The sequence below is a fragment of the Alistipes sp. An31A genome (genome assembly GCF_002159425.1).
GTDB lineage: Bacteria > Bacteroidota > Bacteroidia > Bacteroidales > Rikenellaceae > Alistipes > Alistipes excrementigallinarum.
Map to the genome: position 1 here is coordinate 140,248 of NZ_NFIO01000003.1, position 22,510 is coordinate 162,757.

Sequence of the window (22,510 nt, forward strand, 5' to 3'; positions counted from 1 at the left end):
GAAAAACCCCTTTTCTCAACATGGATATCTTTCTGCTCATTCTCGGACTGGCGCTCATCCTGGGCGGCGCCAACTTCCTGACCGACGGCTCGGCCGCCCTCGCCCAGCGCTTCCGCGTCCCGGAGTTCATCGTCGGACTGACCATCGTAGCGGTGGGCACCTCGACCCCCGAGCTGGTGGTCTCGGTGCTCTCGGCCGCCGCGGGCAACAGCGACGTGGCCATCGGCAATATCGTCGGGTCGAACATCTTCAACGTCTTCCTCATTCTGGGCGTCTGCGCCCTCATCGCGTCGCTGCCCCTCACGGGGGGCAACATCCGCCGCGACCTGCCCTTCCTGACCGCCGTCTCGGTGCTGCTGTTGCTGCTCACCTCGGACCGTCTGCTGGGGCTGGGCGAGGTGGATGCCATCGGCCGCATCGACGGCATCGTCATGCTGCTGCTCTACATCGCCCTCATCCGCTACACCATCCGCGCCGAGCGCCGCACGGCCGCTCAGGCAACGCAGACGACGCAGACGGAAAAGCCACAGCGGAGCAGGTCGCTGTGGCTCATCGTGGTGATGATTGCGGGAGGTCTTGCCGGACTGATCTTCGGCGGCGAGCTCTTTCTCGACAGCGCCACGGCCATAGCACGCGCGCTGGGCGTCAGCGAGTCGGTGATAGCCATCACGCTCGTGGCGGGTGGCACGTCGCTGCCCGAGCTGGCCTCGTCGGTGGTCTCGCTGCTCAAGGGAAAATCCGAAATGGCGCTGGGCAACGTCATCGGCTCGAACATTGCCAACATTTTGCTGATTCTGGGCCTCAGCGCGACGATTCACCCGCTGACGCTGGGCGGCATCACGCGCATCGACCTGCTGACCGTGCTGCTGAGCTCGGTGCTGCTCTTCGTCACGGCCTTCACCTTCCGCCGCAAGGCCGTCGACCGCTGGGAGGGCGCCATCTTCCTGGTGATTTACGCACTCTATATCGGATACCTCGTCAGGTAGCGCTCGATGAGGCGCGGCACGGCGTAGTCGTCGAACCGCTCCGCACGCACGCGCACCACCCCGTCGGGCAGCCGCTCGGGAAGGCGCTCCACGCGCAGCCGGTGGAACGTGGCGTGAAGCAGCTGGTGCGAGAGGCGGTGGGGAGGCATCGCCACCGAGGAGAGCCACATGCAGGCGGCGGCGCCCGTCAGCTGCGCGAACTCCTCCTGCGCGGGCAGCTCCGCCGCATCGAGCGGACGGTCGCGCTCCACGAGGGGAAACTCGTACAGGCCGCGCCAGATATCCCGCCCGTCGCGGCGGTGCAGGAGCAGCTCGTCGCCGCAGAGCACCACCACGTAGGCAAACCAGCGGTCGCGCACCTTCGTGCGCCCCTGCTTGACGGGCCGCATGGCAACCGTACCGGCCGCCAGCGCCAGGCAGTGTTCCGCAAGGGGGCACTCCCCGCAGCGGGGCTGCTGAGGGGTGCACTGCAACGCCCCGAAGTCCATGATGGCCTGATTATGAAGCGCCGCACGCCCGGGCGGCAGCAGCGAGGCAGCCAGCTCGGCAAAGCGGCGGCGCCCCTGCGTGGTGTCAATCGGAAGGTCGAGGTCGAAGAGGCGCGCCAGAACGCGGAAGACATTGCCGTCGAGCACGGCAAGGGGCGCATCCGAGGCAAACGAGCAGATGGCCGCCGCCGTATACTCCCCCACGCCGGGCAGCGCGCGGACCTCGTCGTAGCGTTCGGGGAAGCGGCCGCCATATTGTTCGGCAATCAGCCGGGCGGCGCGATGGAGGTTGCGGGCACGGCTGTAGTAGCCCAGCCCCTGCCAGAGCTTCAGCACCTCCTCCTCCGAAGCGGCAGCCAGGGCCCCCACGTCGGGAAAGCGTCCGACGAAGCGCAGGTAGTACTCCCGCCCCTGCTCGACGCGGGTCTGCTGGAGAATCACCTCCGAGAGCCAGATGCGGTAGGGGTCGCGCGTATGGCGCCACGGCAGGTCGCGTCCGAAACGGGCGTACCACGTACAGAGGATATCGGAAAAGTCGTTCACTTCGGGAAAAGGCTTCTTTCGGCGGATAAAGATAGGGATTTTTCCACTTTTCGGAACTATTTTTGGGGGGGGTGCAAGATTCACGAACCAACAAACACCACACCATGAAACGATATACGCTTCGACACGACCCGGCCCGGCAACGCTTCTCGTTCGACCTGGGCGACGGGAAGCAGGCCGTCATCGACTACCTGCGCAGGGGTGACACGCTGCACCTGCTGCACACGGGGGTGCCGTCCCGCTTCGAGGGGCAGGGCATTGCCGCAGAGCTGACGGAGGCTGTGCTCGCGGAGATTCGCGCGCAGGGGCTGCGGATAGTTCCCGAGTGCAGCTACATTGCCCGCTACATCGAGCGCCATCCCGAGTGGCGCCAACTGGTGGCCGGGCGGTCGTAACGCGACGTCCATTCGCCCGTCATGCGGGGTAAGTCGGCGGCAGCGGCACCTTTTTCCGGCGCAACGGTTCAGCTTGCCGGAAGCAGCGGCTATTTCATCTGTTTTCTTCAGCTTTTCGCCGCCGAAAAGTAGCAAAAGCCGCTCCGACCCGTCACGCGGGCGGCTGCCTGCGGCCCTGTGGGCGGCGTCGGGCGACTGTGCGGTTTTCCGGCAAACCTTCCCCGACGCTTTCCGCACCCCGGCCGCAGGCCTCTTCTTCGCCCTCGTGACATAGTCGGAGGTTTTCACCAACCGAAAAATTTTGCGTCGAAAATTTGGTTTATGTTATAAACTAATTTATATTTGCATCAGAGAACGGGAAGAACCGGGCCGCCGACCTGCCGGGAAAAGGCAGCCAAACGCGACCGGGACCCGAAAAAACACCAACCGCCTAAAATTGCAAACGATGAAAAAGAGTGTAACCTGCATGGCCGCGCTGCTCTGCACGGCGACCGTTCTGGGTGCAAACCCCGGAATCACAATCGCGAACCTCCGCACCGACCGGGGAAAGGTTCTCTGGATGCTCCGCGAGGCGAACGGAAAGAGCCAGATGGGCATCGAACAGCCCGCCGCTGGCAAGGCAACCATTGTTCCGGAGGCCATCAGCGCCGACTCAGCCACGCTCTACGCCTTCCTGGACGAGAACGGCAACTACACGCTCGACCGGAACGCAGACGGGATGCCGGCCGAGGGGTGCTGCACCCGCACCATCCGCCGGGAGGAGCTCGGCGACAGCGTCCGCGTGGAGCTCCGCTACGAATTCGGCCGGAAAAACCCCAAGGAGACTCCGGAGCAGGTGCCCGCCGGGGAGCCCGCCACAAAATAGACCGACCCTTCATTCCAAACACCAATCATAAAAAAGTCTGAACCATGGAAGAGAAACAACTGGATGCCCGGGAGAGCCTCGAACTCATCACCCGCATGATTCGCAACACGCGCCGGCGCCTCGAACGCAACTCCGAACGCCCGTTCCTGGTCTGGGGCTATACGACCGTCGCCATCTCGCTGCTCAACTACGCGCTCCGCATCACCGGGGCCGACCCGAACTGGAGCCTCACTTGGTTCCTGATTCCCCCGCTGGGCGTACTGCTCATGCGTCTCTTCCCCGCACGGAGGAGCACGGAGCCCCGCACGGAAATCGACCGCATCGTCAACGCCCTGTGGCTCGCCTGCTCACTCTCGCTCATTCCGATTTTCATCCTCGCACTGTGCCACGGCCTGCAATACCGCCCGAGCATCTATGCGCTCATCGCGCTGGTCATGTCGATTGGGACCACCGCAACGGGCTTCATCGTCCGCTCAAAGGTCTACACGACGGCCGGCCTGCTCGGCATGGCGGGAACCGCCGTACTCGCCCTTTGGGACTTCATGCTCGCAAGGCTCGCCGGCTCGCAGGAGATGGACAGCACGATGCTCCACAACGAGATTCTGATTTTCGCAGCCATCTTCGTGGTGATGATGGTCATCCCGGGCCACATCATCGGCTGCCGGAACCGACGCGAGGCGGCCGAAGAAAAATAGCCGCAGCCGCGCACCGCCGCAGACGAACGTGCCGCAACAAGCCGCAGCCGGACCTGCCGCGCCAACCGCCTCAGCCGCAGCCCGGCACGTCAAAATAAAAACTATTTCGTACCTTTGCAGAAACGGAACGCACCATGAAATCCGAAAAACCGGAGACCAATACTCTTTCCGAACAGGAAGCGTTCGAACTCATCGCCCGCGTCTTCGACCGCAACATGCGCCGCATGAACTTCGTAAGCGGCGAGCTCTTCATCGCGTGGGGAGCGCTCGCAGCGCTGACCGCCCTGGCCGAATATGCCCTGCTCCGCTGGACGGGCACGCCGCAGGTGCTCTGGAGCGCCATCATTCCCTTCACCGCATGCTACCTCTTCACCGTCGGGCGAAACCGCCGCAAGGGCATCGTCCGCACGGGATTCGACGACCTGCTGCTGCTCGTCTGGGGCTTCCCGGCGATGACGGCACTCGCCTCGGTCGCCTATGCCGTCATCACTCCCGAGAACACCGTCAACCCCGCGGGCATCGTCCAGCTGCTCTTCTCGGGCGCACTGATGGTCACCTCCGAATTCTTCCGCGGCAAGGGAAGCAACCAGTCGGGGTCGTTCGCCGCACTGGTCGGTCTGGGAATGGCCGGCTTCATCGCGACATTCACCTTCACCTTCCGCACACCGTTCGACCTCATATCGGGCGAATGGCTGCTGCAACTGGCGCTCTGGTGCACGCTGCTCGTCATGCTGCCCGGCTTCATCCTCCGACATATCGCACGCAAACCATGTTCAAGGAGCTGAATCCCCTGCTGCACTCCGAGTTGCGGCTCGCCGTGATGTCGATACTCATCGGTGTCGAGAGTGCCGACTTCGTCTTCCTGCGCAACGAGACGGGGGCGACGGCCGGCAACCTCTCCGTGCAGCTCGACAAGCTGGCCAGGGCCGGATACATCGAAATCGAGAAGGGCTTCCAGGGCCGCAAGCCCCGCACCCTCTGCCGCATCACCGACGCCGGCCGCGATGCCTTCGCGCAGTACGTCGAGGCGCTCCAGAGCTACATCCGCCCCCGATAGGCACCCAAGCATCCGCACAGCCGAAAGGCCCGCGCAACCGGGCCGGGCGCTCCGCTTTCGCTGCAACGCTCCGCCACAACCCGCCTCCCGCCGCTACGGGAGGCTGTTTTTTTCGGAGAGGAGTCGGGAGCCGGCAGCCGGCAGCCGCAGTCGGAACGCAAAGTTGCCGAACTGTAGCGGCACAACGCCGGCCCGAGGCAGCAAATGAGCACAAAAAAAGGCCGCCGCAGAGTTTCGGACTCCGCGGCGGTCTCTTTACATTTCAACCGGCAGGAACGGCTACTGGGCCTTCGAGGCGAGTTTCTCAATCTGCGCCTCGGCCTCGGCCGTCAGCTTGTCGGCCTGCTTGCGCGCCTCGTCGACCAGCTTGTCGCCGGCCTTCTCGGCCGCCAGCTTCGCAATGGGGTTCTTCGCCGCGTCGACCAGCTTCGTGCGCTGCTCCTCGGCAGCCGCAATGAGCTTCTCACCCGCCTTGCGCGCCTCCTCGCGCAGCTTGGCTGCCTGCTCCTGGACCGCCTCCGAGAGCGATTCGTTGCCGGTGAGTTTCTGCACCTGCTCGTCGATGAGGTTGCGGGCCGCCTCCTCGACCGCCTCCTTCACCCCGATGGTAATCTTCGGGTCGGTGAAGGTTCCGCCGATGCCGACGTTGACCTTCGAGAGGACGCCGCCCGTAGCCGAAGCGGGCAGGGCCACCTGGGCCGTATAGTCGATGCTCTGGTCGAGCCCCGTCGAGCCCGAGAGGTTGAGCGAGACGTCACCCATCTTCAGGTCGAAGGGCTTGGTGGTGAGCCGCCCCTGGCGAATCGAGAAGGGAATGACGACATCCTTGGCGCGGATGGAGCTCAGCGCGTCGTTGCCGAGCGTCTTGGCCAGCACCTCGAAGGCCTTGAGCTGCTCGATGTGGATGTCGGCCGAGCGCAGCTCGCCCTGGGCATCGAGCGACATTAGGTCGGGCTCCATCGCCTGGTCGAGGTTCATCTTCATGTCGAGCGACATGGAGTAGACACCGCCGGCCTTCTCGAAGAGCGGCACGATGCGCTGCACCATCTCCAGCTGCTCGAAGGTCCGGGCGTAGGAGGCGTCGGTGAAGCCGAGGTTGAAGGTGAGCGCCGGATGGGCGGCGTCGGCCGTCGAATAGCTGCCCGATGCGGTCAGCGAGCCGTCGAAAGCCTTCATGCGCAGTCCGTCGAGCGAAAGGGTGCCGTTGGCCACGCGCACCTCGCCCGAGAGCTGCTCAATGACCATCTTTTCGTAGAGGAGCTTGCCCACCTCGGTACGCAGCGAGAGGTTGAGGTTGCGCGGAATCTCGACCGCCTGAGCAGCCACGTCGCCCTCGGCCGGAGTCTCCTCCGCGGCGGGCTCTTCGGCCGCGTCGCCCCCGGCCGTTTCCGTCGAGGAGAGCGAGGCGAGGATTTCATTGAGGTCGAGCAGCTTCGAATTGACGTAGAGCCGTCCCGAAAGCGTCGCACCGCGCAGCAGATAGTCGATGTAGTCGGTCAGCTGGCCGTTGGCCGCAAGGTCGCTGCCGCCGATGGTCAGGCTCAGCTCGCCGAGCGTCATGGCCTGGGGCGAGATGCCGGCCGCGGCGCGGCGCAGGCCGATGGCGGGAAGGCCGGGCAGCTGTGCGTCGACGTTCTCGACCACGAAGTTGCCCGAGGCCGAAACCCGGTCGTAGCGGCGGTTCTCGACATCGGACATCCGTCCGGCGGCGCTCAGGTCGGCCTGGATGAAGCCCTTGAGCGACATGCCGTCCTCGAGCGGGTAGACCTCGCCGATGTCCGCAAGGTCGAGCTTGCCCTCGAGCGAGGCACGCAGGTCGGGGTCGCTGACGAGCGTCGTGCCGTGGAAGGTGGCTGCGAGCGAGTTGTCCCCCATCCGCAGGCCGAACGTCGGGATGTCGACCACCGTGCGGTCCATCACCCCGCCGGGGTTGGTCACGCTCGCCTGGATGTTGATGTCGGAGACCGCCTTGGGAAGCGAAGCATACTGGAAACCGCCGTTGCGCACGCCCAGCTCAAGGCCGAAGGCCGGCAGCTCGGCGCCGCGCAGCTCACCTTTGGCCCAGAGCGAGAGCGTCAGCTCGCCCGAAGCCGAGAGGCCGCGGTAGTTGCGCGTATAGAAGGCCGGGATGAGCGACAGCACATCCTTGAACTCGACGCGCTCGCAGCCCAGACTGAGGTCCATCGCCACGGCATCGTCACCCAGCTCGGCCCAGCCGTCGAGCGTCGCCTCGATGGCGTTGAGCCGCAGCTTGTTCTCCTTCAGCTCGAAGCGGTTCTTCTCAAGGTCGGCCGCCACATCGGCATTCAGCTCGATTTCGGCATTGCTCAGCAGCGTCACCACACCCGACGAGAAGGTCGTCTTCTCGGTGCGCATCCGCAAATCGAGCGTGCTCTGCGCCGCCGAGAAGTCGCCGCGCAGGCGCAGCAGCGGGAGCAGCGTGCGGAACGAGGTGTGCGTCGAATCGTCGACGTAGGAGAGTGCCGCGTCGGTGATGCGGAAGTCGCGCACCGAGAGGCTGAAGGCAGAGCCCGTGTCGGTGCTCTCCTCCTCCGCGGCAGCCTCCGCCTCGGGCTCCTCCTCCGAGGGTTTCATCAGCAGCCAGTTCACGCTGCCGTCGGCGAGCTTGCGGGCCCTCAGGTCGGGCTTCGCGATGAGCAGCTTGCGCACCTCCAGCCCCCCGTCACCGAGCAGCGACCAGGGGTCGACCACCACCGAGAGGCGCCCTACGGAGGCGATGGTATCCCCCTCGAAGGGGGCCACACCCACGAGCGTCACCCCCTTCAGCTCGAGCGAGGCGTTGGGGAAGTGGCGCAGCAGGCTGATGCCCAGCCGCTCGAAGTCGAGCCGCGGGACGAGCATCGCGTTGGCCTCGGTACGGACCAGTTCGGCAATCTTGCCGCGCAGGAAGATGGGGGCCGTCAGCACGACCACCAGCAGGACGGCAATGACCGTCACCGCAATTTTCAGAAACTTTTTCATAGGTCAACCTTCTTATTCATGTCGAAGCGGAACAGGGTGCTCCCCACCTCTTCGAATCCACATGTGCGATAGAGTGCATGGGCCGCACGGCGCGCGGGGTTGGAGGTGAGCATGAGGTGCTGCACCCCTTCGCTCCGGGCCAGCTCCAGGGCCTTTTCGACCAGCAGGCGTCCGACACCGCGGCCCCGCTCGCCGGCATCGACCACCACATCCTCGACCCATCCCTTGCGGCCCGAGGGGACGTCGTACCACACCAGGGTCAGCACCCCCACGATACGCTCCCCGTCGAGGGCGGCCAGCAGCGCCGAGCAGGGCTGGGCAAGCAGCCGCCCGAGCACCTCGCGCGAGGGCGCACGAAGCCCGCCGGAGAGCTGCGGAAGCAGCCGCGCAAGCGCCTCCTCCAACCCGGCGTCGAGGGTCGTCATCCGTCGAATTTCGAGAGCCATGGACACTATTTTTTACAAAGATAACTTTTTTGGAGGATTTTCGGACGACAATCTGCCAAAAAAAGCGTACTTTTGTCGCGCATCGGTTCCGCAGGGCGCACCTTCGGTGCGCGCGGATGAAAAGGGAATGCCGTGCGATTCGGCAACAGTTCCCGCTGCTGTAAGCCGCAGCAAACGCTCCGATACTCCTCAGCCACTGCCCCGCACCGGGGCGGGAAGGCATCGGAGCGGCGGCAAGTCAGAAGACCTGCCGGTGCACTCCATCGATAAGCGCCCCGCGGAGAATGGGGCCCGACGTCGTCCGCGCATTTCCGCCCGTCCGCGCCTGCCGTCCCGCTCCGCCGAAACGAACGAGGATGAAACGACTGCTGCACGCACTCTGGCGCATGCTTCCGGCCGCATGCGCCGCCACGCTGGCCGCCTGCATGGATTTCGGTCCGCTCGACGAAGAGCCCTTCGGCTTCTCGCAGGGGGGTGTGTTCATCACCTGCGAGGGCAACTTCGGCAGCGACAACGCCTCGCTCTCGTTCTACCGCGCCGATGCGGAGGAGGTCGAAAACGAGGTCTTCTCGCGCGCCAACGGCATGCGGCTGGGCGACGTGGCGCAGTCGATGGCCCTCCATCGGGGGCGCGGCTACGTGGTGGTCAACAACTCGGGCGTGGTCTACGTCATTGACCCGGCAAGCTGCACCGTCACGGGGCTCATCGAGGGGGTCGTCTCACCCCGCTACATCCACTTCCCCAACGACACGACGGCCTACATCACCGACCTCTACGACCCGCGCATCACGGTCGTGGACACGCGCTCGAACCGCATCCGCGGACGCATCGCCATGAACGGCCACAAGTCGACCGAGCAGATGGCCCAGTGGGGCGACGAGCTCTTCGTCAACTGCTGGTCGTACGACAACAAGCTGCTGGTGGTCGACCTGCGCACGGAACGGCTGGTCGACTCCATCGAGGTGGGGCCGCAGCCCACGTCGCTCGTCTGCGACCGCTACGGCAAAATCTGGACCGTCACCGAGGGACGCACCGAGGGGATTCCCGCCGTGCTCTACCGCATCGACGCCGCCACGCGCGTCATCGAGCGGAGCTTCCTCTTCCCCTCCGGCGACCACCCCTCGGAGCTGGTGCTCAACGGCCGGCGCGACACGCTCTACTACCTCGACCGCGACGTCTGGCGCATGTCCGTAAAGGATGAGTCGCTCCCCGCGACCCCCTTCCTCCCCTACGCCGGGACCACCTACTACGGTCTGGGGGTCGACCCGCGCAATTCGGAGGTCTACGTGGCCGACGCCATCGACTACGTGCAGCACGGCGTCGTCTACCGCTTCACGGCCCGGGGCCGCGCGCTCGACACGCTCCGCGTGGGCATCACCCCCAGCAGTTTCTGTTTCTGGCAACCTGAGCAAAATCAATAACGACATGAAACATACCCGCATCATCACCCTTCTCGGCGCCGCAGCGCTGCTCGCCGGCTGCAACTCGGGCGAATCGACCACCACCAAACGCGTCATCGAGCAGGCGGCCACCGTCTTCGAGTATACGCCCGCCCCGGGGCAGTTCATCAACGAGCCGCTGAGCGGCTACACCGACGTCACCACCCCCGAAAAGGCCTGCGCCTACGCCATGCAGCGCTTCGCCTCCCGGCTCTACGTCTCGCTCGGCGGCTGGGGCGGCTATCTGGTGGTGGGCTTCGCCGAGCCCGTGCCGCAGAACGGCGGCGGCGAGCTGCTCGTACGCGGCAACTCCTTCGTCAACTCCTCGGAGCCGGGCGTGGTCTACGTCATGCGCGACGAGAACGGCAACGGACTTCCCGACGACACGTGGTACGAGCTGCGCGGCAGCGAGTACGACCGCAGCACCCACGGCTACGCCATCACCTACACCCGCCCCTCGGGGGCGAACCAGCCCGTCGCCTGGCGCGACAACGAGGGCAAGCCGGGCGAAATCGCCCGCATCGGCGAACACACGCAGGAGAGCTACTACCCCGCATGGATTGAGACCGACGAACTGAGCTTCACCGGCGTGCGGCTGCCCGACAACATCGTCCGCAAGGAGGTCGAGGGGACCGAGTCGTGGACCACGGCCCCCTTCGCATGGGGCTATGCCGACAACTACTCGTCGCAGGACCTCATCGGCGGCTACAACACGCTCAACATCTCCGACGCCGTGACGGCCGACGGTGAGCCCGCCAACCTGCCGCAGATTGACTTCGTGAAGGTCCAGAGCGGCATCAACGCCTCGGCGCCGCTCATCGGCGAAATCTCGACCGAGGTCTGCGGCGTGGCCTGCTACCGCGAAGTCACCGAATAACCCACCCGCAACGCCCCGCCGTACGATGTCCCGCCGCCTGCTTCTCTCGATTGCGCTTCTGGCCGCCCTCCGACCCGCAGCTCGGGCCGCCGCGCCGGAGGACTCGCTCTACGTGCGCGACATCGAACGGGTCGAAATCACCGGCACGCGCCCGATGAAGGAGATAGGCGTCCAGCGCACGAAGCTCGACAGCATCGTCCTGCGCGACAACATCTCCTCGTCGCTGGCCGACGCACTGACCTCCGGCTCGACAATCTTCATCAAGTCGTACGGCCGCGCGACGCTGGCCACCGCCTCGTTCCGGGGCACCTCGCCCTCGCACACGCAGGTGACGTGGAACGGCATGAAAATCAACTCGCCGCTCTTCGGCCAGGTCGACTTCTCGCTCATCCCCGCCTACTTCATCGACAACGCCACGCTCTACCACGGCGCCAGCTCGGTGGGCACCACCGGAGGCGGGCTGGGCGGCGCCATCACGCTGGCCACGCGCCCCGGCGACGAGGAGGGATTCCACATGCGCTACATCCAGGGCATCGGCTCCTTCACCACCTTCGACGAGTTTCTCCACCTGAGCTACACGGGAGCGCGGTGGAGCGCCTCGACGCGCCTGCTGTGCAGCACCTCCGAGAACGACTTCCTCTACCGGAACTACCACACCAAGGAGTTCGAGACCGACGCCGACGGCAACATCGTCGGCACGAGCTACCCGCTCCGCCGCAACCGCAACGGCGGCTTCCGCGACATCCACCTGCTGCAGGAGCTCTACCACACCTTCGGCGACGGCAGCCGCCTCTCGATTGCCGCCTGGTACCTCGATTCGCACCGGGGCCTGCCGCTGCTCAGCTCGGACCGCAACGACGAGAAGTCGAAGAAGGACCTGCAGGACGAGCGGACGCTGCGCGCCACGGCAGGCTGGGAGCGGCTCGCAAACGGCCTGAAGCTCGACCTGCGGGCGGGCTACACCTACACCGACCTGCGCTATGAGCGGCTGCAGGACCCCGAGGGGCAGGGCAACTTCCTCACGATGACCGACTCGCGCAGCTACGTCCATTCGCTCTTCGCCCGCGCCGGAGCCGAATACGCCCTGCGGGAGAAGTGGCTCTTCACGCTCGACGTCACGGCCTCGCAGCACATGGTCAACAGCGGCGACTTCTCGCTCATCGACAACACGACGGGCGAGTATGTCCGACAGCTCGACGACCGCTCGCGCTTCGAGCTGTCGGGATTCGCCGCCGTGAAGTGGCGCCCCGTACCGCGGCTGGGCGTGGCGCTCAACCTGCGCGAAGAGCTCTACGGCGACCGCACGACGCCGCTCATACCGGCGCTCTTCGTCGACTGGCTCGCCTCGAAGCGGGGCAACGTCGTGCTGAAGGCCTCGGCGGCGCGCAACTACCGCTACCCGACGCTCAACGACCTCTACTTCCAGCCGGGCGGCAATCCCGACCTGCGCCCCGAGCAGGGGTGGACCTTCGATGCGGGGGGCGAGTTCTCGCTCGGCGGCCCGAGCCGCTCGCTCAAGGGGTCGCTCACCTTCTTCGACTCGGAAATCGACGACTGGATACTCTGGCTGAGCGACGGCGCCAAGTCGGGCATCTACACCCCGGTCAACGTCAAGCGGGTCCACAGCTACGGCCTCGAGCTGAAGGTGGACGCCCGCGCCGAGCTGGGGCGCCGCTGGAGCCTGCGCTTCGACGGCAACTACGCCTGGACACGCTCCATCAACCGGGGCGACCCCTTCAGTCCAGCCGACGAGTCGGTGGGCAAGCAGCTGGTCTACATCCCCGAGCACTCGGCCGCCTTCACGGCCCGGCTTCAGTGGCGCCGTTGGGTGCTGAGCTACAAATGGTGCTGGTACAGCACCCGCTACACCATGTCGAGCAACGACCGCGACCATCTGGGCTACGTGCCCCCCTACTTCATGAGCGACGTGGCGCTCGAGAGGCTGCTCTCGTGCCGCTGGGCCGACTTCACGCTCAAGGGGTGCATCAACAACCTCTTCAACGAGGAGTACGAGACGGTGATGGGGCGCCCCATGCCGCGGCTCAACTACTCCTTCTTCATCGGCATCACCCCCAAATTCGGCAAAAAACAATGAACATCCGCGAACGGCTCCTTGCGCTGGGCGAACCCGCCTACCGCGACTTCAGCGCCTCGCTGCTGCCCGGCGTCGAACACATCATCGGCGTGCGGCTCCCCGCGCTGCGGCGGCTGGCCCGCGAAATCGTGCGGGGCGACTGGCGCGCATACCTCCGCAGTGCGGAGGAGTACTACTTCGAGGAGCGGATGCTGCAGGGGATGGTCATCGGCTATGCGCCCTGTCCGGTCGACGAGTTTCTGAGCCTCACGGCGGCACATCTGCCCAAAATCGACAACTGGAGCCTCTGCGACAGCTTCTGCCGGCGGCTCCGCCCTGCCGAGCGCGAACCCATGTGGCACTTCATCGAGCCGCTGTTCCTCGCCGACGGCGAGTACGAGGTCCGCTTCGCCGCCGTGACGGGGCTCAACAACTTCACCGACGGGGAGCACCTCGACGCGCTGCTCCGTCATCTGGGCAGCGTCCGCCACGAGGGCTACTACGCCCGCATGGCGGTCGCCTGGGCCGTCTCGGTCTGCTACGCCGCCGACCCGGAGCGGACCGGGGCCTGGCTTGCCGGGGAGTCGGGACTGCCCGCATGGAGCTTTCGGATGAGCCTGCGCAAAATCCTCGAGTCGCGTCGCACCACACCTGAGCAGCGGGCCGAAATCCGGCGGCTCGGGACGCTGCACCACCCGTAGCGTCCGCCGGGCGGAGGGGCCGGACAGGCAAGGTGTGCCGGAACTTCGGACCGCCGACGCGGGCAGATGGAACGGACGGCACCGGGATGCAGGACCGGGCCGGACTGGAGTAGCAAAACGCAGAAAAGTCCGCCCGGGGCACAGGACGCTGAGGCCCATCCCGGCACCGATTCCGGCGCAAGCGTGGAGAAAACGGGCCGAGGTGCTCCACTTCTGCAAAAAAATGCTATCTTTGTAAAATCGCGGTCGAAACGTCGCGGCCGCATCACACGGAAAACGCCGCACAGCCCATGCGCAAACTGGTTATCATACCGACCTACAACGAGCGGGAGAACATCTCCGCAATGATTGACAAGGTCTTCTCGCTGAGCGAGCCCTTCGAGCTGCTGGTCATCGACGACGGCTCGCCCGACGGCACGGCCGCCATCGTGCGCCGCCGTCAGAAGGAGTTCCCCGAGCGGCTGCACCTCATCGAGCGGAGCGGCAAGCAGGGGCTCGGCACGGCCTACCTGACCGGTTTCGAGTGGGGGCTGAGCCGCGGCTTCGACCTCATCTGCGAGATGGACTGCGACTTTTCGCACAATCCCGACGATTTGGTGCGCCTCTGCCGGGCAGCCGAGCAAGGGGGCGACGTGGTGGTGGGCTCGCGCTACGTCGAGGGGGTCAATGTCGTCAACTGGCCGATGTCGCGGCTGCTGATGTCCTACTTCGCCTCGAAATACGTGCGCCTGGTCACCGGGCTTCCGCTCCACGACGCCACGGCGGGCTTCGTCTGCTACTCGCGCCGGGCGCTGGAGGCCATCGACCTGCACGCCATCCGCATGAAGGGCTACGGGTTCCAGATTGAGATGAAGTATACGGCCTGGAAGCTGGGCATGCGGCTCTGCGAGGTGCCGATTATCTTCACCGAACGGCGCCGCGGCTCTTCGAAGATGAGCAGCGGCATCTTCGGCGAGGCACTCTTCGGCGTGCTCGGCCTCCCCTTCCGCCGCATCCGCGGCCGTGCCGGCCGGGCATGACTGCGGGTCGGCCGCCGCACGGCCTTTTTTGCCCCTCCGGCCGTTCTCTCCTTGCCGCCCATTCCTACCCTGCCTTGACGCGCGGCCACACAACCACGCTACCTTACCTTGCCACATTGCCCCGTCTGTCGCCCGGCCCTGCCATCCGACCGTCCTCTTCTTCCTGTCCTTCCTACCCTGCCTTGACGCGCGGCCACACAACCACGCTATCCTGCCTTGCCACGCCGCCCCGTCTGTCGCCCGGTCTTTTCTGCCCCCGGCCGTTCTCTCCTCGCCGCCCATCCGGCCGCCCGCCGTTCCAGCCCTGCGGTACGACCCGGTCTGTCGCCCTGCCCGCCGCCCGGCCTCCTGACTTCACAGCCACTCCGTCACCCGTCCGTCCGCCGCTCCATCTGCCATCCCTATGCCCCCTGCCTTATAACCGCTCTCCGGTCCACGGCTCCGCCTTTCTAACGCCCCGAACTCCCCGCTCAGCCGCTCAGCCGCTCGGCCACCCAGCCGCTCGGCCACCCAGCCGCTCGGCCACTCTGGGAAATACCCCTCCCGGCGGTTTCGACCGACTCCTCCCGGCCGAACTGTCTCCCTCGGCACGCAATGCGGAAGATTTAGCCGGGAAAAATTCGTTTTTTCACGCCGAAGCGGTATCTTTGCAGCCGCAAAGGCAATGGTATCTGCCTCAAACCGCCGCCCGTTCGGGATGTGCTGATGATACCTGCATAAACGTGGAGCACACGCTCCACCCAGGCAGTCGTTATGGCGGTTCATAAATTCACAACAGATTGGTCGGCCCGGACGTGCGGCAAAACCCGCCGCACGGAGCCCTTCAGACACTTCACGCTATGGTAAAGACCCTCTTTTTCATCGGTGCCGGAAGTTTTGCCGGCGGTATTGCACGCTACCTTCTTTCGCGGCTCATCCAGAGCCACGCCGCCTCGGGCTTTCCGTGGGGGACGCTGGCGGTCAACGTCGCCGGCTGCCTGGCCATCGGGCTGCTCTACGGTCTCTTCGAACGGGGGAACCTGCTCAACGCCGAGCTGAGGCTCTTCCTCACGGTGGGCTTCTGCGGCGGATTCACCACCTTCTCGACCTTCATCCACGAGAACTACGCCCTGCTGGGCGGGCAGCAGTTCCTCCACTTCGCAGGCTACGCCCTGCTGAGCTTCGCCCTGGGCATGCTGGCCGCCCACCTGGGCCATCTGCTCGTCCGGGTCTTCTGACCCCGCGCGGCGCAGCCACACCGGCGGCCGACACGCTCGGCCCCTGCCCCACAAAACGACAAAAGGAGAGCCACCCCTTTCGGGATGGCTCTCCGCTCTTATCGGCAGTTGATGCTCCGGGGCACCGCAGGCGCGTCCGGCCACACCGGACCGCCGCAGCCGCCTTCCGGAACCTCTATTGAATCGTCCAGTTCTTGCTCAGCACGAGGTCGGGCGAGGCGAAGAGCGCCTCGAGCGAGGTGACGGCGCCGTAGCGCTCCGAGCTGTTGAGCGGCGAATAGAGAATCGTCAGGTTGGCCGTCTTCCACTCGAAATCATACTCGCCGCGCAGCGTCAGCGTATAGCGTCCGTCGGCGCCCACCGTAAAGTAGCCGATGCGCGTACCGTCCGTACGTTCGATGGTGACGAAGGCATCCTCCTCAACCGGCTGCACGGTCGCATCGCCGGGATTCGAGGTCTCGCCGTAGCTCATGACGCCCTCGATGGGCCGGTTGGTCAGCGTCACGCTCTCGGAGGTGAACGAGATGGTCTCGTCGGAGGAGATGCTCACCGTCTCGCCGCTCACAATCTCCTTCGTCACGAAGTGGAACGTATGCTGCGTCGATGCCGTAACCAGATATTCGTAGCCGACACGCCCCGTCTCGTTCACGGCCGTGAGCCCCTGGTCGCCATAGGCCGGGTCGGGCTCGAGGTTTCGGGTAGCGATGAAGCAGGTGTACTGCGCATTGCCCGGCGAGATGAACTCGGTGGTTTCGGAGGTGAAACCGCTCGTATCGAAGCTGACGGTCACGGGCACGCCCGGGCCATAGGGAATCATCTGCGTGCCATCCTCGCCCCGCACGTCGAAGTGGAAGGGGAAGTAGCCGTAGGTCGCAAGCTCCATCGTCGCCGAGGCATACTGCGTCTGCTCGTCGGCAATGCGAATCGGCTCGTCGCTTACGGCCACACGGGTCCGGAAGCGAAGCGTATAGACACCCTCGCCATCCCGGTCCGAAGCCTGGGGCGTATAGCGCAGGTAGCGGCCGTTGGCCTCCATCTCGGGGTCGCTCTCCATCTCCTCCATGCCGGTCTGACCTTCGGCCGGGTCGAGGTTGTTGGTATAGATGCGCACCGTGGTTCCGGGGTCGCCGGTCACGGCGGCGCCCGTCTCGGAGACGAAGCGGAACTGGAGCGTCAGCTCCGAACCGGCAATCTTCGGTACGAGGGCGTACTGGATGCGCGCCGTATAGTCGCGCAGGCCGACGAACTCGAGCTTCCGGCTGTCGTTGGTCACACGCAGGCGTTTGGTCACGGGCTCAAAATGCTCCGCCTCGAGGAGCACGGTGCTGTTGTTGTCGTTCAGGGCCCGGGTCGTGCGGAAGTAAATCCGGTGCGTGCCCGTCGTCTGGGCCTCATAGACGTATTTGTAGGGCCACTGCGTCTGCTCGCCCCACTCCTCATCGGGGTAGTCCTTCTGGAAAATCAACCGCAGCGGCGTCTCGGAGGTACCCGTAATCTCGTTGGCCGAGATGCGGCACTCGAGCGGCAGCAGCTCCTGGGGATAATCCTCCGGAATCTGGAAGACCAGCGTCACATCCTGGTCGCTCACGCTGCCGTTGATGCCCGAGCTAATCCAGACGGGGGTGAAGACGAAGGGGCGGACCAGCATCAGCGAGACCGTACGCGAGAGCGCTCCGGCACGGATGCTCAGCTCGGCATGACGCGCCGTGGCACCGGCGGCAAAGGGGACTATTTCGACCGTACCCTCACCCGTCCGGGTATCGTAGTTGTTGACCACCATGTCGGTCTGGGCCACACGGTCGTTCGAAAGCCAGCTTACCGAGGGGGCCGTGAGCCCGGTGGTCGAGCCGTCGAGGTTGCAATACCGGTAGGCAATCGTATAGCGTCCCTCGCTGCCGTCGAGCAGGTGGGTCGTCCGCTCGACCGTGAGCACGCGCTGACCGTCGGAGATGGTCGGCACCTCGGGCGAGACGGCCACATAGACGTCGTTGACGGGGACACCCTCCTTCGCCTCGGCGAAGGTCGCATAGGCGGGCGAGCTGGCCAGCGACTTGCGGATAACCACCTCGTACCACATGTTGCGGTAGATGGGCCACGGGGTCTTGTCCTCGCGCAGGAAGAGCACCTTGTAGTAGGACCACTCGGGGGCTCCCACGGCACGCCCCTTGACAATCAGGTAGGTCTGGTCGCCCTCGGGATTGGGGTCCTCGAAGATGTAGTGGTACTGGTCGTGGTCGACATCGGCGGCGTCGGTCGCCTTGACGGCATTGGTGGGCAGCGTCACGTAGAGGTTGGGATAGGAGCCGTCACCGGCCGTCGCATCCCACCCGAAGGTGAGCGACACGGGGTCGAACGGCGCTACGGTGCCGTTGGCGTAGGTGTTGCAGATGGAGAAGCCGTCGGTCTCGAACTCGCCGGCCAGGCTCTCGTCGACCCGCACCTCGATGCGCGCCTGGTTGCGCACCATCTGGATGTGGATGCTCTCGCCCGAGGTGAAGTCGCCCTCGTGGCGGTACTCCGACCAGTAGACCATCTTGCCCGAGGTGGACTCGAGCAGCGGAATGACCGAGGTGACGTAGCTGCCGACGTTCTGCGCATCGTCGAAGTTGTCGAGGTTGGCATTGGCCACGAAGTGGATGATGCGGGTGCTCGACGGAATCTGAAGCGTGAACTCACCCTCCAGCACGGGGGGGGCCGTCTTGACGTCGGCCCGCACGCGGCTGATGAACATGCCTCCCTCGCCGAAGCAGAAGGCATAGAGCGACTGGATGCCCCAGCCGTCGTTGTCGACGCTGCGCGTCTGGACGACCGTCATGTCGGGCACCGTCACGGTACCGGTGAGGGTGACCGTTCCGTCGGCCGACGGTGTCGGTCCGCCCGCCGACCGGGTCGGGTCCTCGCTGCAGGCCGCAAAGGAGGCTGCGGCCAGAAGGAATATCGCTGCAAAAAGACGTTTCATACGCTTTTCGATGTTTTACGTTATTTGTCGGCCTTCACGTCGCGCACGCAACGGACGGCGGGCTCACTCTGCGAGGTCTTGTAACCACCCCAGTCTATGCCGCTCTCCGAACCGAAATCGTATTTACTGATTCCGTACTTATTCTCGTAGGGGCCATCGGCGCACCAGTACCAATAGGCCCGGAAGGTCTGCTTCACGACACTCGGGTTAGGGTCTGCTGTCGTACCGGGTCGCTGATAGTAGGTCAACACATCCATCTCGGCGCGGGTAGGCAGACGCCAGTCATCGTAGACGGCTCCGGCCGCAGTCTTCTCTACATACTGTTTGCAATGCAGCTCGACCTCGCTCCGGTTGCCCCATGCTTTAGTGCAACCCAACTGCGAGGCAACCATCAGCGACGGAGAGACAAGCAGATTGTTGTCCGGAGTATTGACCGTATAACCATTGGAATCGGTCTGGGGAATACCCAAACGATGCTGACCGCTGGTCGAAGTCAAATACAGGTGATAGATACGCGCATTATTCAGGTTCACCGTAACCGGTTTTCCGCCAAACAGACTCCAGTCCGTATACAACTGGAGATTCCAGTCGTTATCGTGCCACCAGACATTTATCGGATTGTTGTAATAATATTGATAAATTACCGACTCTCCATTCGTTGCATTGGTCGAATAGACGACCATCGAGAAGAACTGCAGGTCCCAGAAGCCGATTACGTAACCGCCGCCCGAACCGGCGTAAACTCTATCATCGTCATTTGAATTGCGCGTAGGGGCCTGCTCATAGCTGAAGCAGCTGCTGTTGGGCTGTCCCAGCGTTCCGTCATCCACATAGGAGTACCACGACTGCTCCGAAGTGAAGTACTCCAGCGGATACTGCTCCACAAAGAGCGTATCGGTCACACCCTGCTGGTTCTCCACCGAGATGCGGATGTATTTCGGCACGTTGTTGGTCGGCGTCGCGCTTGCAATCTTCAGATAGCCCGTATATCCGGCCTCGTCCGACTGACTCAGCGTCGGGTAGAACTCGCCGGCCGCGACCTGCTGTTTCCGACCGTAATCGTCGAAATAGTAGGCCTCGATGACCCGCGTTTTGGTCGTCGCCATGTCGAGCGGGCTGGTCGAGATGAAGTAGACCGAATCCTGCGTGGTGTTGGCCATCGTAAGCGCATTGCGCTTGAGCACGAGGAACTGCAGGTCGTCAGGGTTGACGTCGATGGTGATTTTCTGCCAGTCGAGAATCTCGAACGTGCACTGCGGGTCGAGCTCGACAGGCACCTCGGGGGTTGAGGAGCCCAGCGTGCGCAGCGTCGCGCGTACGCGGTAGAGGTGGTTGCGCAGCAGCTTGTTGTTCGCATCGGCATCCTGCCCGTAGTTGAGCTGCACCTTGTAGTAGTTGTGCGACTTCTGCTCAACGGAGGCCTCGCCCAGCGGCTCGCCCGCCGCCGTATAGCGCTGCGTGCGGACCGTAATCGGAATGTCGACGTTGACAAAGGTCTCCTGGTCAATCGTATGTGCGCCGCTCCAGTCGTTGGGATAGCAGTAGAAGGAGAGCGTCGAACGGCTGTCGCCGATGACCTCGAAGCTGGTCCATGCCTCGTTCGTCACCAGATGGCCCTCCAGCTCGGCAAGCGAGAGCTCGTGTCCGGCGACCATGCGCACCCGGTCGGCCGCATTGTGCAGACGGCCGAGCGTTCCGCCGAAGAAGGCATACGTCGTCTCGACATATCCGCCGGGGTTGTCCGCCGCCGTATCATCGCTCCGCACGGGGGCGCCGATGGTCACCTCGACGCACACCTTCACGGCCGCACGCGTCAGCGGCACCGTGACCTCGACCAGATTGCCCGTGCCGTCGTTGAGCTGCGCGGAGGTCTCGCCCTCCATGAGCAGCGACTGGAGCGTCGACTCGGTCCGGCTCGTCAGCTGCGACGTCACGGCCACCATCTCGGCAAGTTCCGAACGGCTCGGCCACGAGGCCTCCTCCTCGGGGAAGGAGGCGTTGCCGTCCTCGCCGTCGCGGTAGTTGGCCACCACATGCACCTCGTAGGGCTGGCCCACGACGAAATCGGTTGCCAGTACCTGGCTCAGAGGCACCGGAGCGCCGTTCTGGGGGATGGAGAGCCGCTCGTAATGGAGGCACTGCTCGCCGTCGTAGATGAAGACGTCGGCCGTCTCGACCCGGCTTTCGGAGCCGGTGCCGGCCTCCTCGCCCTGGACCGTAGCCTCATCCCCGGTCGGGAACTGCAGGTAGATGCGTCCGCGCTCCGGCTGCCACTGCGACCGGGGCTCCTCCGTCGAGCAGGCCGTGAGGGCCAGCGCCGCGGCCGCGAGAATCATCGAATATCGGTATATTCGTATCATAATGCGTTCCTATGCTTTACTGTTCCTTCTGGACAATCTGGTATACGTGGGCATCGGTGCTGCCGTAGAGCAGGTCGGGGTTAATCAGCAGGGCCTCGAAGTCGGACGAACCCGCCTTCTGGAGCGAGATGACCAGACGCGTCGAGGGGTCGGTCATCGAGCCGTCGGCCCCCTGGACCTGATGGTAGGGCGAGGTGGCCATGACGCGGATGTAGGCCGGCTGACCGCCCGCAACCACGACGCCGTTCTGCACGCCGCCGTTGATGTCCGAGAAGGCGAAATCGGTCGAATTGGTGAGCGAAGCGTTCCACAGGGCCCCAACCGGCGCCGTGATGTAGAACTCGAAGGACTGCATGCGGGCGTCGCCCGGAATCTGGTCGTAGACCACCGTCAGCTCGCCGTCAGCGGTCGAGGGCGGGGTCATCGGACCGCATTCGAAGGTCGCCGTCGAGACGTCGCCCCACTCGATGTCGGACTCCTCGGTCTGCCAGTCGAGTACGTCGACCGAAACCGAAATACCCGACGACTTGACCTCGGCCAGCACACGGTAGATGGTGTTGCGCAGCAGCTTGCAGTCGGGGTGCGCCGCATCGGCAATGCGGCACGTGCGGGTCATCTCCATGCCGTCGACATCGAGCACGACCGTCAGTTCGGGAACATCGTCCGCAGCCGTCGTCCCGGGCACATACTGGAAGGAGTAGAAGCGCGCGGCGGGGGCCGTGGCGGCAGTCACCTCCGAGGGGCGGACACCGACCGTATAGTCGAGTTCGTCCTTCGTGCGGGTACGCGTGACCGGCGCGGCGGGCATGCCCGCATCACCGGGGCGCATCGTCGTATTGAGCACCTGACCGGCCAGCTGCACGCTGCGCACCTTCACCGAGCGCCCCGTAACCAGCTCCGGAGTACCGAAGACATGCACGTCGACGCGCGCCACCAGACGCACCAGCTCGATGCTCATCGCACCGCTCTGCGGCACCGCGGCCTCGCCCAGCATGAGCAGCTGGTCGGGCTGGAAGTCAAGCAACTTGGTCGCCACGAGGCTCGTCAGCTCGTCGTAGTTCATCGTCAGCGAGAGCGTGCGCTCCAGGTCGCTGTCCTCGTAGTTGGCGATGACCACCGCGCGCGTCGCCTCGACAGGCAGACGGAAGACCTCCTCGTAGGTATCCCGTCCGGGGGTAAAGCTCCTAAAGACGGTCTTGCTGTTGGTGCCGTCGTCGGTGAAGAAGTAGAAGACCAGGCTCCGGAACAGGTTGTCGTTCTGCGCCACGTTCTCGTCGGCCGCACGCGTGTCGAGCGAGACGAAGAGGTCGCGCTCGCCCACGGCACCGGCACCGCGCTCCTTCTGGCACGAAAAGACCGTGAGAGCCGCAAGCAGCCATATTCCTATTTTCAATGCATGTTTCATGA

Annotated in this window: 18 protein-coding genes and 2 riboswitches; of the genes, 12 read left to right on the top strand and 6 right to left on the bottom strand. The window is 64.7% G+C overall.

Features of this window, described 5'->3' with window-relative positions:
- The first annotated feature begins 20 nt into the window (after positions 1–20).
- Positions 21–986, top strand: coding sequence for a calcium/sodium antiporter (locus B5F90_RS04195; RefSeq protein ID WP_087361499.1), 966 nt, complete (start codon positions 21–23; stop codon positions 984–986).
- Here the strand turns inward: B5F90_RS04195 and mutY are convergent.
- On the bottom strand, positions 962–2,017 hold the full coding sequence (mutY, locus tag B5F90_RS04200) for an A/G-specific adenine glycosylase (protein WP_087361501.1): 1,056 nt from the start codon (positions 2,015–2,017) through the stop codon (positions 962–964). The genes B5F90_RS04195 and mutY overlap by 25 nt on opposite strands.
- 104 nt (positions 2,018–2,121) lie before the next feature.
- Between mutY and B5F90_RS04205 the strand changes: the two genes are divergently transcribed.
- The 5 genes from B5F90_RS04205 (at position 2,122) to B5F90_RS04225 (ending at position 5,029) form a co-directional block, all read left to right on the top strand.
- A complete protein-coding gene (locus B5F90_RS04205; RefSeq protein WP_087361503.1) occupies positions 2,122–2,412 on the top strand; it encodes a GNAT family N-acetyltransferase in 291 nt (96 codons plus the stop codon).
- 445 nt (positions 2,413–2,857) lie between these two features.
- A complete protein-coding gene (locus tag B5F90_RS04210; RefSeq protein ID WP_087361505.1) occupies positions 2,858–3,277 on the top strand; it encodes a DUF2141 domain-containing protein in 420 nt (139 codons plus the stop codon).
- A gap of 44 nt (positions 3,278–3,321) precedes the next feature.
- The gene (locus B5F90_RS04215) at positions 3,322–3,972 is read left to right on the top strand and encodes a hypothetical protein (RefSeq protein WP_087361507.1); all 651 of its coding nucleotides are present in this window, start codon (positions 3,322–3,324) and stop codon (positions 3,970–3,972) included.
- 134 nt (positions 3,973–4,106) lie between these two features.
- Positions 4,107–4,757 carry a hypothetical protein gene (locus tag B5F90_RS04220; protein ID WP_087361509.1) on the top strand — a complete coding sequence of 217 codons (651 nt, stop codon included), beginning with the start codon at positions 4,107–4,109 and terminating at the stop codon, positions 4,755–4,757.
- Positions 4,742–5,029: a transcriptional regulator gene (locus B5F90_RS04225; RefSeq protein WP_087361511.1), complete on the top strand. Its 288-nt coding sequence runs from the start codon at positions 4,742–4,744 to the stop codon at positions 5,027–5,029. Before B5F90_RS04220 ends, B5F90_RS04225 begins: the two co-directional genes overlap by 16 nt.
- A 279-nt stretch (positions 5,030–5,308) precedes the next feature.
- Here the strand turns inward: B5F90_RS04225 and B5F90_RS04230 are convergent, their stop codons facing one another.
- Complete coding sequence (locus B5F90_RS04230) at positions 5,309–8,011, bottom strand: AsmA-like C-terminal region-containing protein (RefSeq protein WP_087361513.1); 2,703 nt, start codon at positions 8,009–8,011, stop codon at positions 5,309–5,311.
- Positions 8,008–8,457 carry a GNAT family N-acetyltransferase gene (locus B5F90_RS04235; protein ID WP_087361516.1) on the bottom strand — a complete coding sequence of 150 codons (450 nt, stop codon included), beginning with the start codon at positions 8,455–8,457 and terminating at the stop codon, positions 8,008–8,010. Before B5F90_RS04235 ends, B5F90_RS04230 begins: the two co-directional genes overlap by 4 nt.
- A gap of 66 nt (positions 8,458–8,523) precedes the next feature.
- Positions 8,524–8,727, top strand: a riboswitch (cobalamin riboswitch).
- A 116-nt stretch (positions 8,728–8,843) separates the two neighbouring features.
- On the opposite strand from B5F90_RS04235, the gene B5F90_RS04240 reads away from it, so the two are divergent.
- From B5F90_RS04240 to crcB, 6 genes are all read left to right on the top strand, one after another.
- Complete coding sequence (locus B5F90_RS04240; RefSeq protein WP_087361518.1) at positions 8,844–9,878, top strand: DUF5074 domain-containing protein; 1,035 nt, start codon at positions 8,844–8,846, stop codon at positions 9,876–9,878.
- 4 nt (positions 9,879–9,882) lie between these two features.
- Positions 9,883–10,773, top strand: coding sequence for a hypothetical protein (locus tag B5F90_RS04245; RefSeq protein ID WP_087361520.1), 891 nt, complete (start codon positions 9,883–9,885; stop codon positions 10,771–10,773).
- Positions 10,774–10,798: 25 nt separating this feature from the next.
- A complete protein-coding gene (locus tag B5F90_RS04250) occupies positions 10,799–12,868 on the top strand; it encodes a TonB-dependent receptor (RefSeq protein WP_087361522.1) in 2,070 nt (689 codons plus the stop codon).
- Complete coding sequence (locus tag B5F90_RS04255) at positions 12,865–13,548, top strand: DNA alkylation repair protein (RefSeq protein ID WP_087361524.1); 684 nt, start codon at positions 12,865–12,867, stop codon at positions 13,546–13,548. The genes B5F90_RS04250 and B5F90_RS04255 overlap by 4 nt, the downstream gene beginning before the upstream one ends.
- A gap of 290 nt (positions 13,549–13,838) precedes the next feature.
- Positions 13,839–14,567 (top strand): polyprenol monophosphomannose synthase, encoded by a 729-nt coding sequence (locus B5F90_RS04260; protein ID WP_087361526.1) that lies wholly within the window; start codon positions 13,839–13,841, stop codon positions 14,565–14,567.
- A 651-nt stretch (positions 14,568–15,218) separates the two neighbouring features.
- Positions 15,219–15,289, top strand: a riboswitch (Fluoride riboswitch).
- 117 nt (positions 15,290–15,406) lie between these two features.
- A complete protein-coding gene (crcB, locus tag B5F90_RS04265) occupies positions 15,407–15,784 on the top strand; it encodes a fluoride efflux transporter CrcB (protein ID WP_087361528.1) in 378 nt (125 codons plus the stop codon).
- A 175-nt stretch (positions 15,785–15,959) separates the two neighbouring features.
- Here crcB and B5F90_RS04270 read toward each other — a convergent pair whose 3' ends face one another.
- From B5F90_RS04270 to B5F90_RS04280, 3 genes are read right to left on the bottom strand one after another with little or no spacing between them, the layout of a single operon-like run.
- Positions 15,960–18,743 (bottom strand): hypothetical protein, encoded by a 2,784-nt coding sequence (locus B5F90_RS04270; protein WP_087361530.1) that lies wholly within the window; start codon positions 18,741–18,743, stop codon positions 15,960–15,962.
- Between the two features lie 20 nt (positions 18,744–18,763).
- Complete coding sequence (locus B5F90_RS04275; protein ID WP_143256098.1) at positions 18,764–21,103, bottom strand: DUF1566 domain-containing protein; 2,340 nt, start codon at positions 21,101–21,103, stop codon at positions 18,764–18,766.
- A 16-nt stretch (positions 21,104–21,119) separates the two neighbouring features.
- Positions 21,120–22,508: a hypothetical protein gene (locus tag B5F90_RS04280; protein ID WP_143256099.1), complete on the bottom strand. Its 1,389-nt coding sequence runs from the start codon at positions 22,506–22,508 to the stop codon at positions 21,120–21,122.
- Positions 22,509–22,510 lie beyond the last annotated feature (2 nt).

What these genes read in the sequence shown, in the direction of transcription:
- B5F90_RS04250 (WP_087361522.1), top strand. Translation starts at nt 10,799, where the DNA reads ATGTCCCGCCGCCTGCTTCTCTCGATTGCGCTTCTGGCCGCCCTCCGA.
- B5F90_RS04275 (WP_143256098.1), bottom strand. Translation starts at nt 21,103, where the DNA reads ATGATACGAATATACCGATATTCGATGATTCTCGCGGCCGCGGCGCTG.
- B5F90_RS04235 (WP_087361516.1), bottom strand. Translation starts at nt 8,457, where the DNA reads ATGGCTCTCGAAATTCGACGGATGACGACCCTCGACGCCGGGTTGGAG.
- B5F90_RS04245 (WP_087361520.1), top strand. Translation starts at nt 9,883, where the DNA reads ATGAAACATACCCGCATCATCACCCTTCTCGGCGCCGCAGCGCTGCTC.
- B5F90_RS04225 (WP_087361511.1), top strand. Translation starts at nt 4,742, where the DNA reads ATGTTCAAGGAGCTGAATCCCCTGCTGCACTCCGAGTTGCGGCTCGCC.
- B5F90_RS04230 (WP_087361513.1), bottom strand. Translation starts at nt 8,011, where the DNA reads ATGAAAAAGTTTCTGAAAATTGCGGTGACGGTCATTGCCGTCCTGCTG.
- crcB (WP_087361528.1), top strand. Translation starts at nt 15,407, where the DNA reads ATGGTAAAGACCCTCTTTTTCATCGGTGCCGGAAGTTTTGCCGGCGGT.
- B5F90_RS04220 (WP_087361509.1), top strand. Translation starts at nt 4,107, where the DNA reads ATGAAATCCGAAAAACCGGAGACCAATACTCTTTCCGAACAGGAAGCG.
- B5F90_RS04240 (WP_087361518.1), top strand. Translation starts at nt 8,844, where the DNA reads ATGCTTCCGGCCGCATGCGCCGCCACGCTGGCCGCCTGCATGGATTTC.
- B5F90_RS04270 (WP_087361530.1), bottom strand. Translation starts at nt 18,743, where the DNA reads ATGAAACGTCTTTTTGCAGCGATATTCCTTCTGGCCGCAGCCTCCTTT.
- B5F90_RS04215 (WP_087361507.1), top strand. Translation starts at nt 3,322, where the DNA reads ATGGAAGAGAAACAACTGGATGCCCGGGAGAGCCTCGAACTCATCACC.
- B5F90_RS04205 (WP_087361503.1), top strand. Translation starts at nt 2,122, where the DNA reads ATGAAACGATATACGCTTCGACACGACCCGGCCCGGCAACGCTTCTCG.
- B5F90_RS04255 (WP_087361524.1), top strand. Translation starts at nt 12,865, where the DNA reads ATGAACATCCGCGAACGGCTCCTTGCGCTGGGCGAACCCGCCTACCGC.
- B5F90_RS04195 (WP_087361499.1), top strand. Translation starts at nt 21, where the DNA reads ATGGATATCTTTCTGCTCATTCTCGGACTGGCGCTCATCCTGGGCGGC.
- B5F90_RS04210 (WP_087361505.1), top strand. Translation starts at nt 2,858, where the DNA reads ATGAAAAAGAGTGTAACCTGCATGGCCGCGCTGCTCTGCACGGCGACC.
- B5F90_RS04260 (WP_087361526.1), top strand. Translation starts at nt 13,839, where the DNA reads ATGCGCAAACTGGTTATCATACCGACCTACAACGAGCGGGAGAACATC.
- B5F90_RS04280 (WP_143256099.1), bottom strand. Translation starts at nt 22,508, where the DNA reads ATGAAACATGCATTGAAAATAGGAATATGGCTGCTTGCGGCTCTCACG.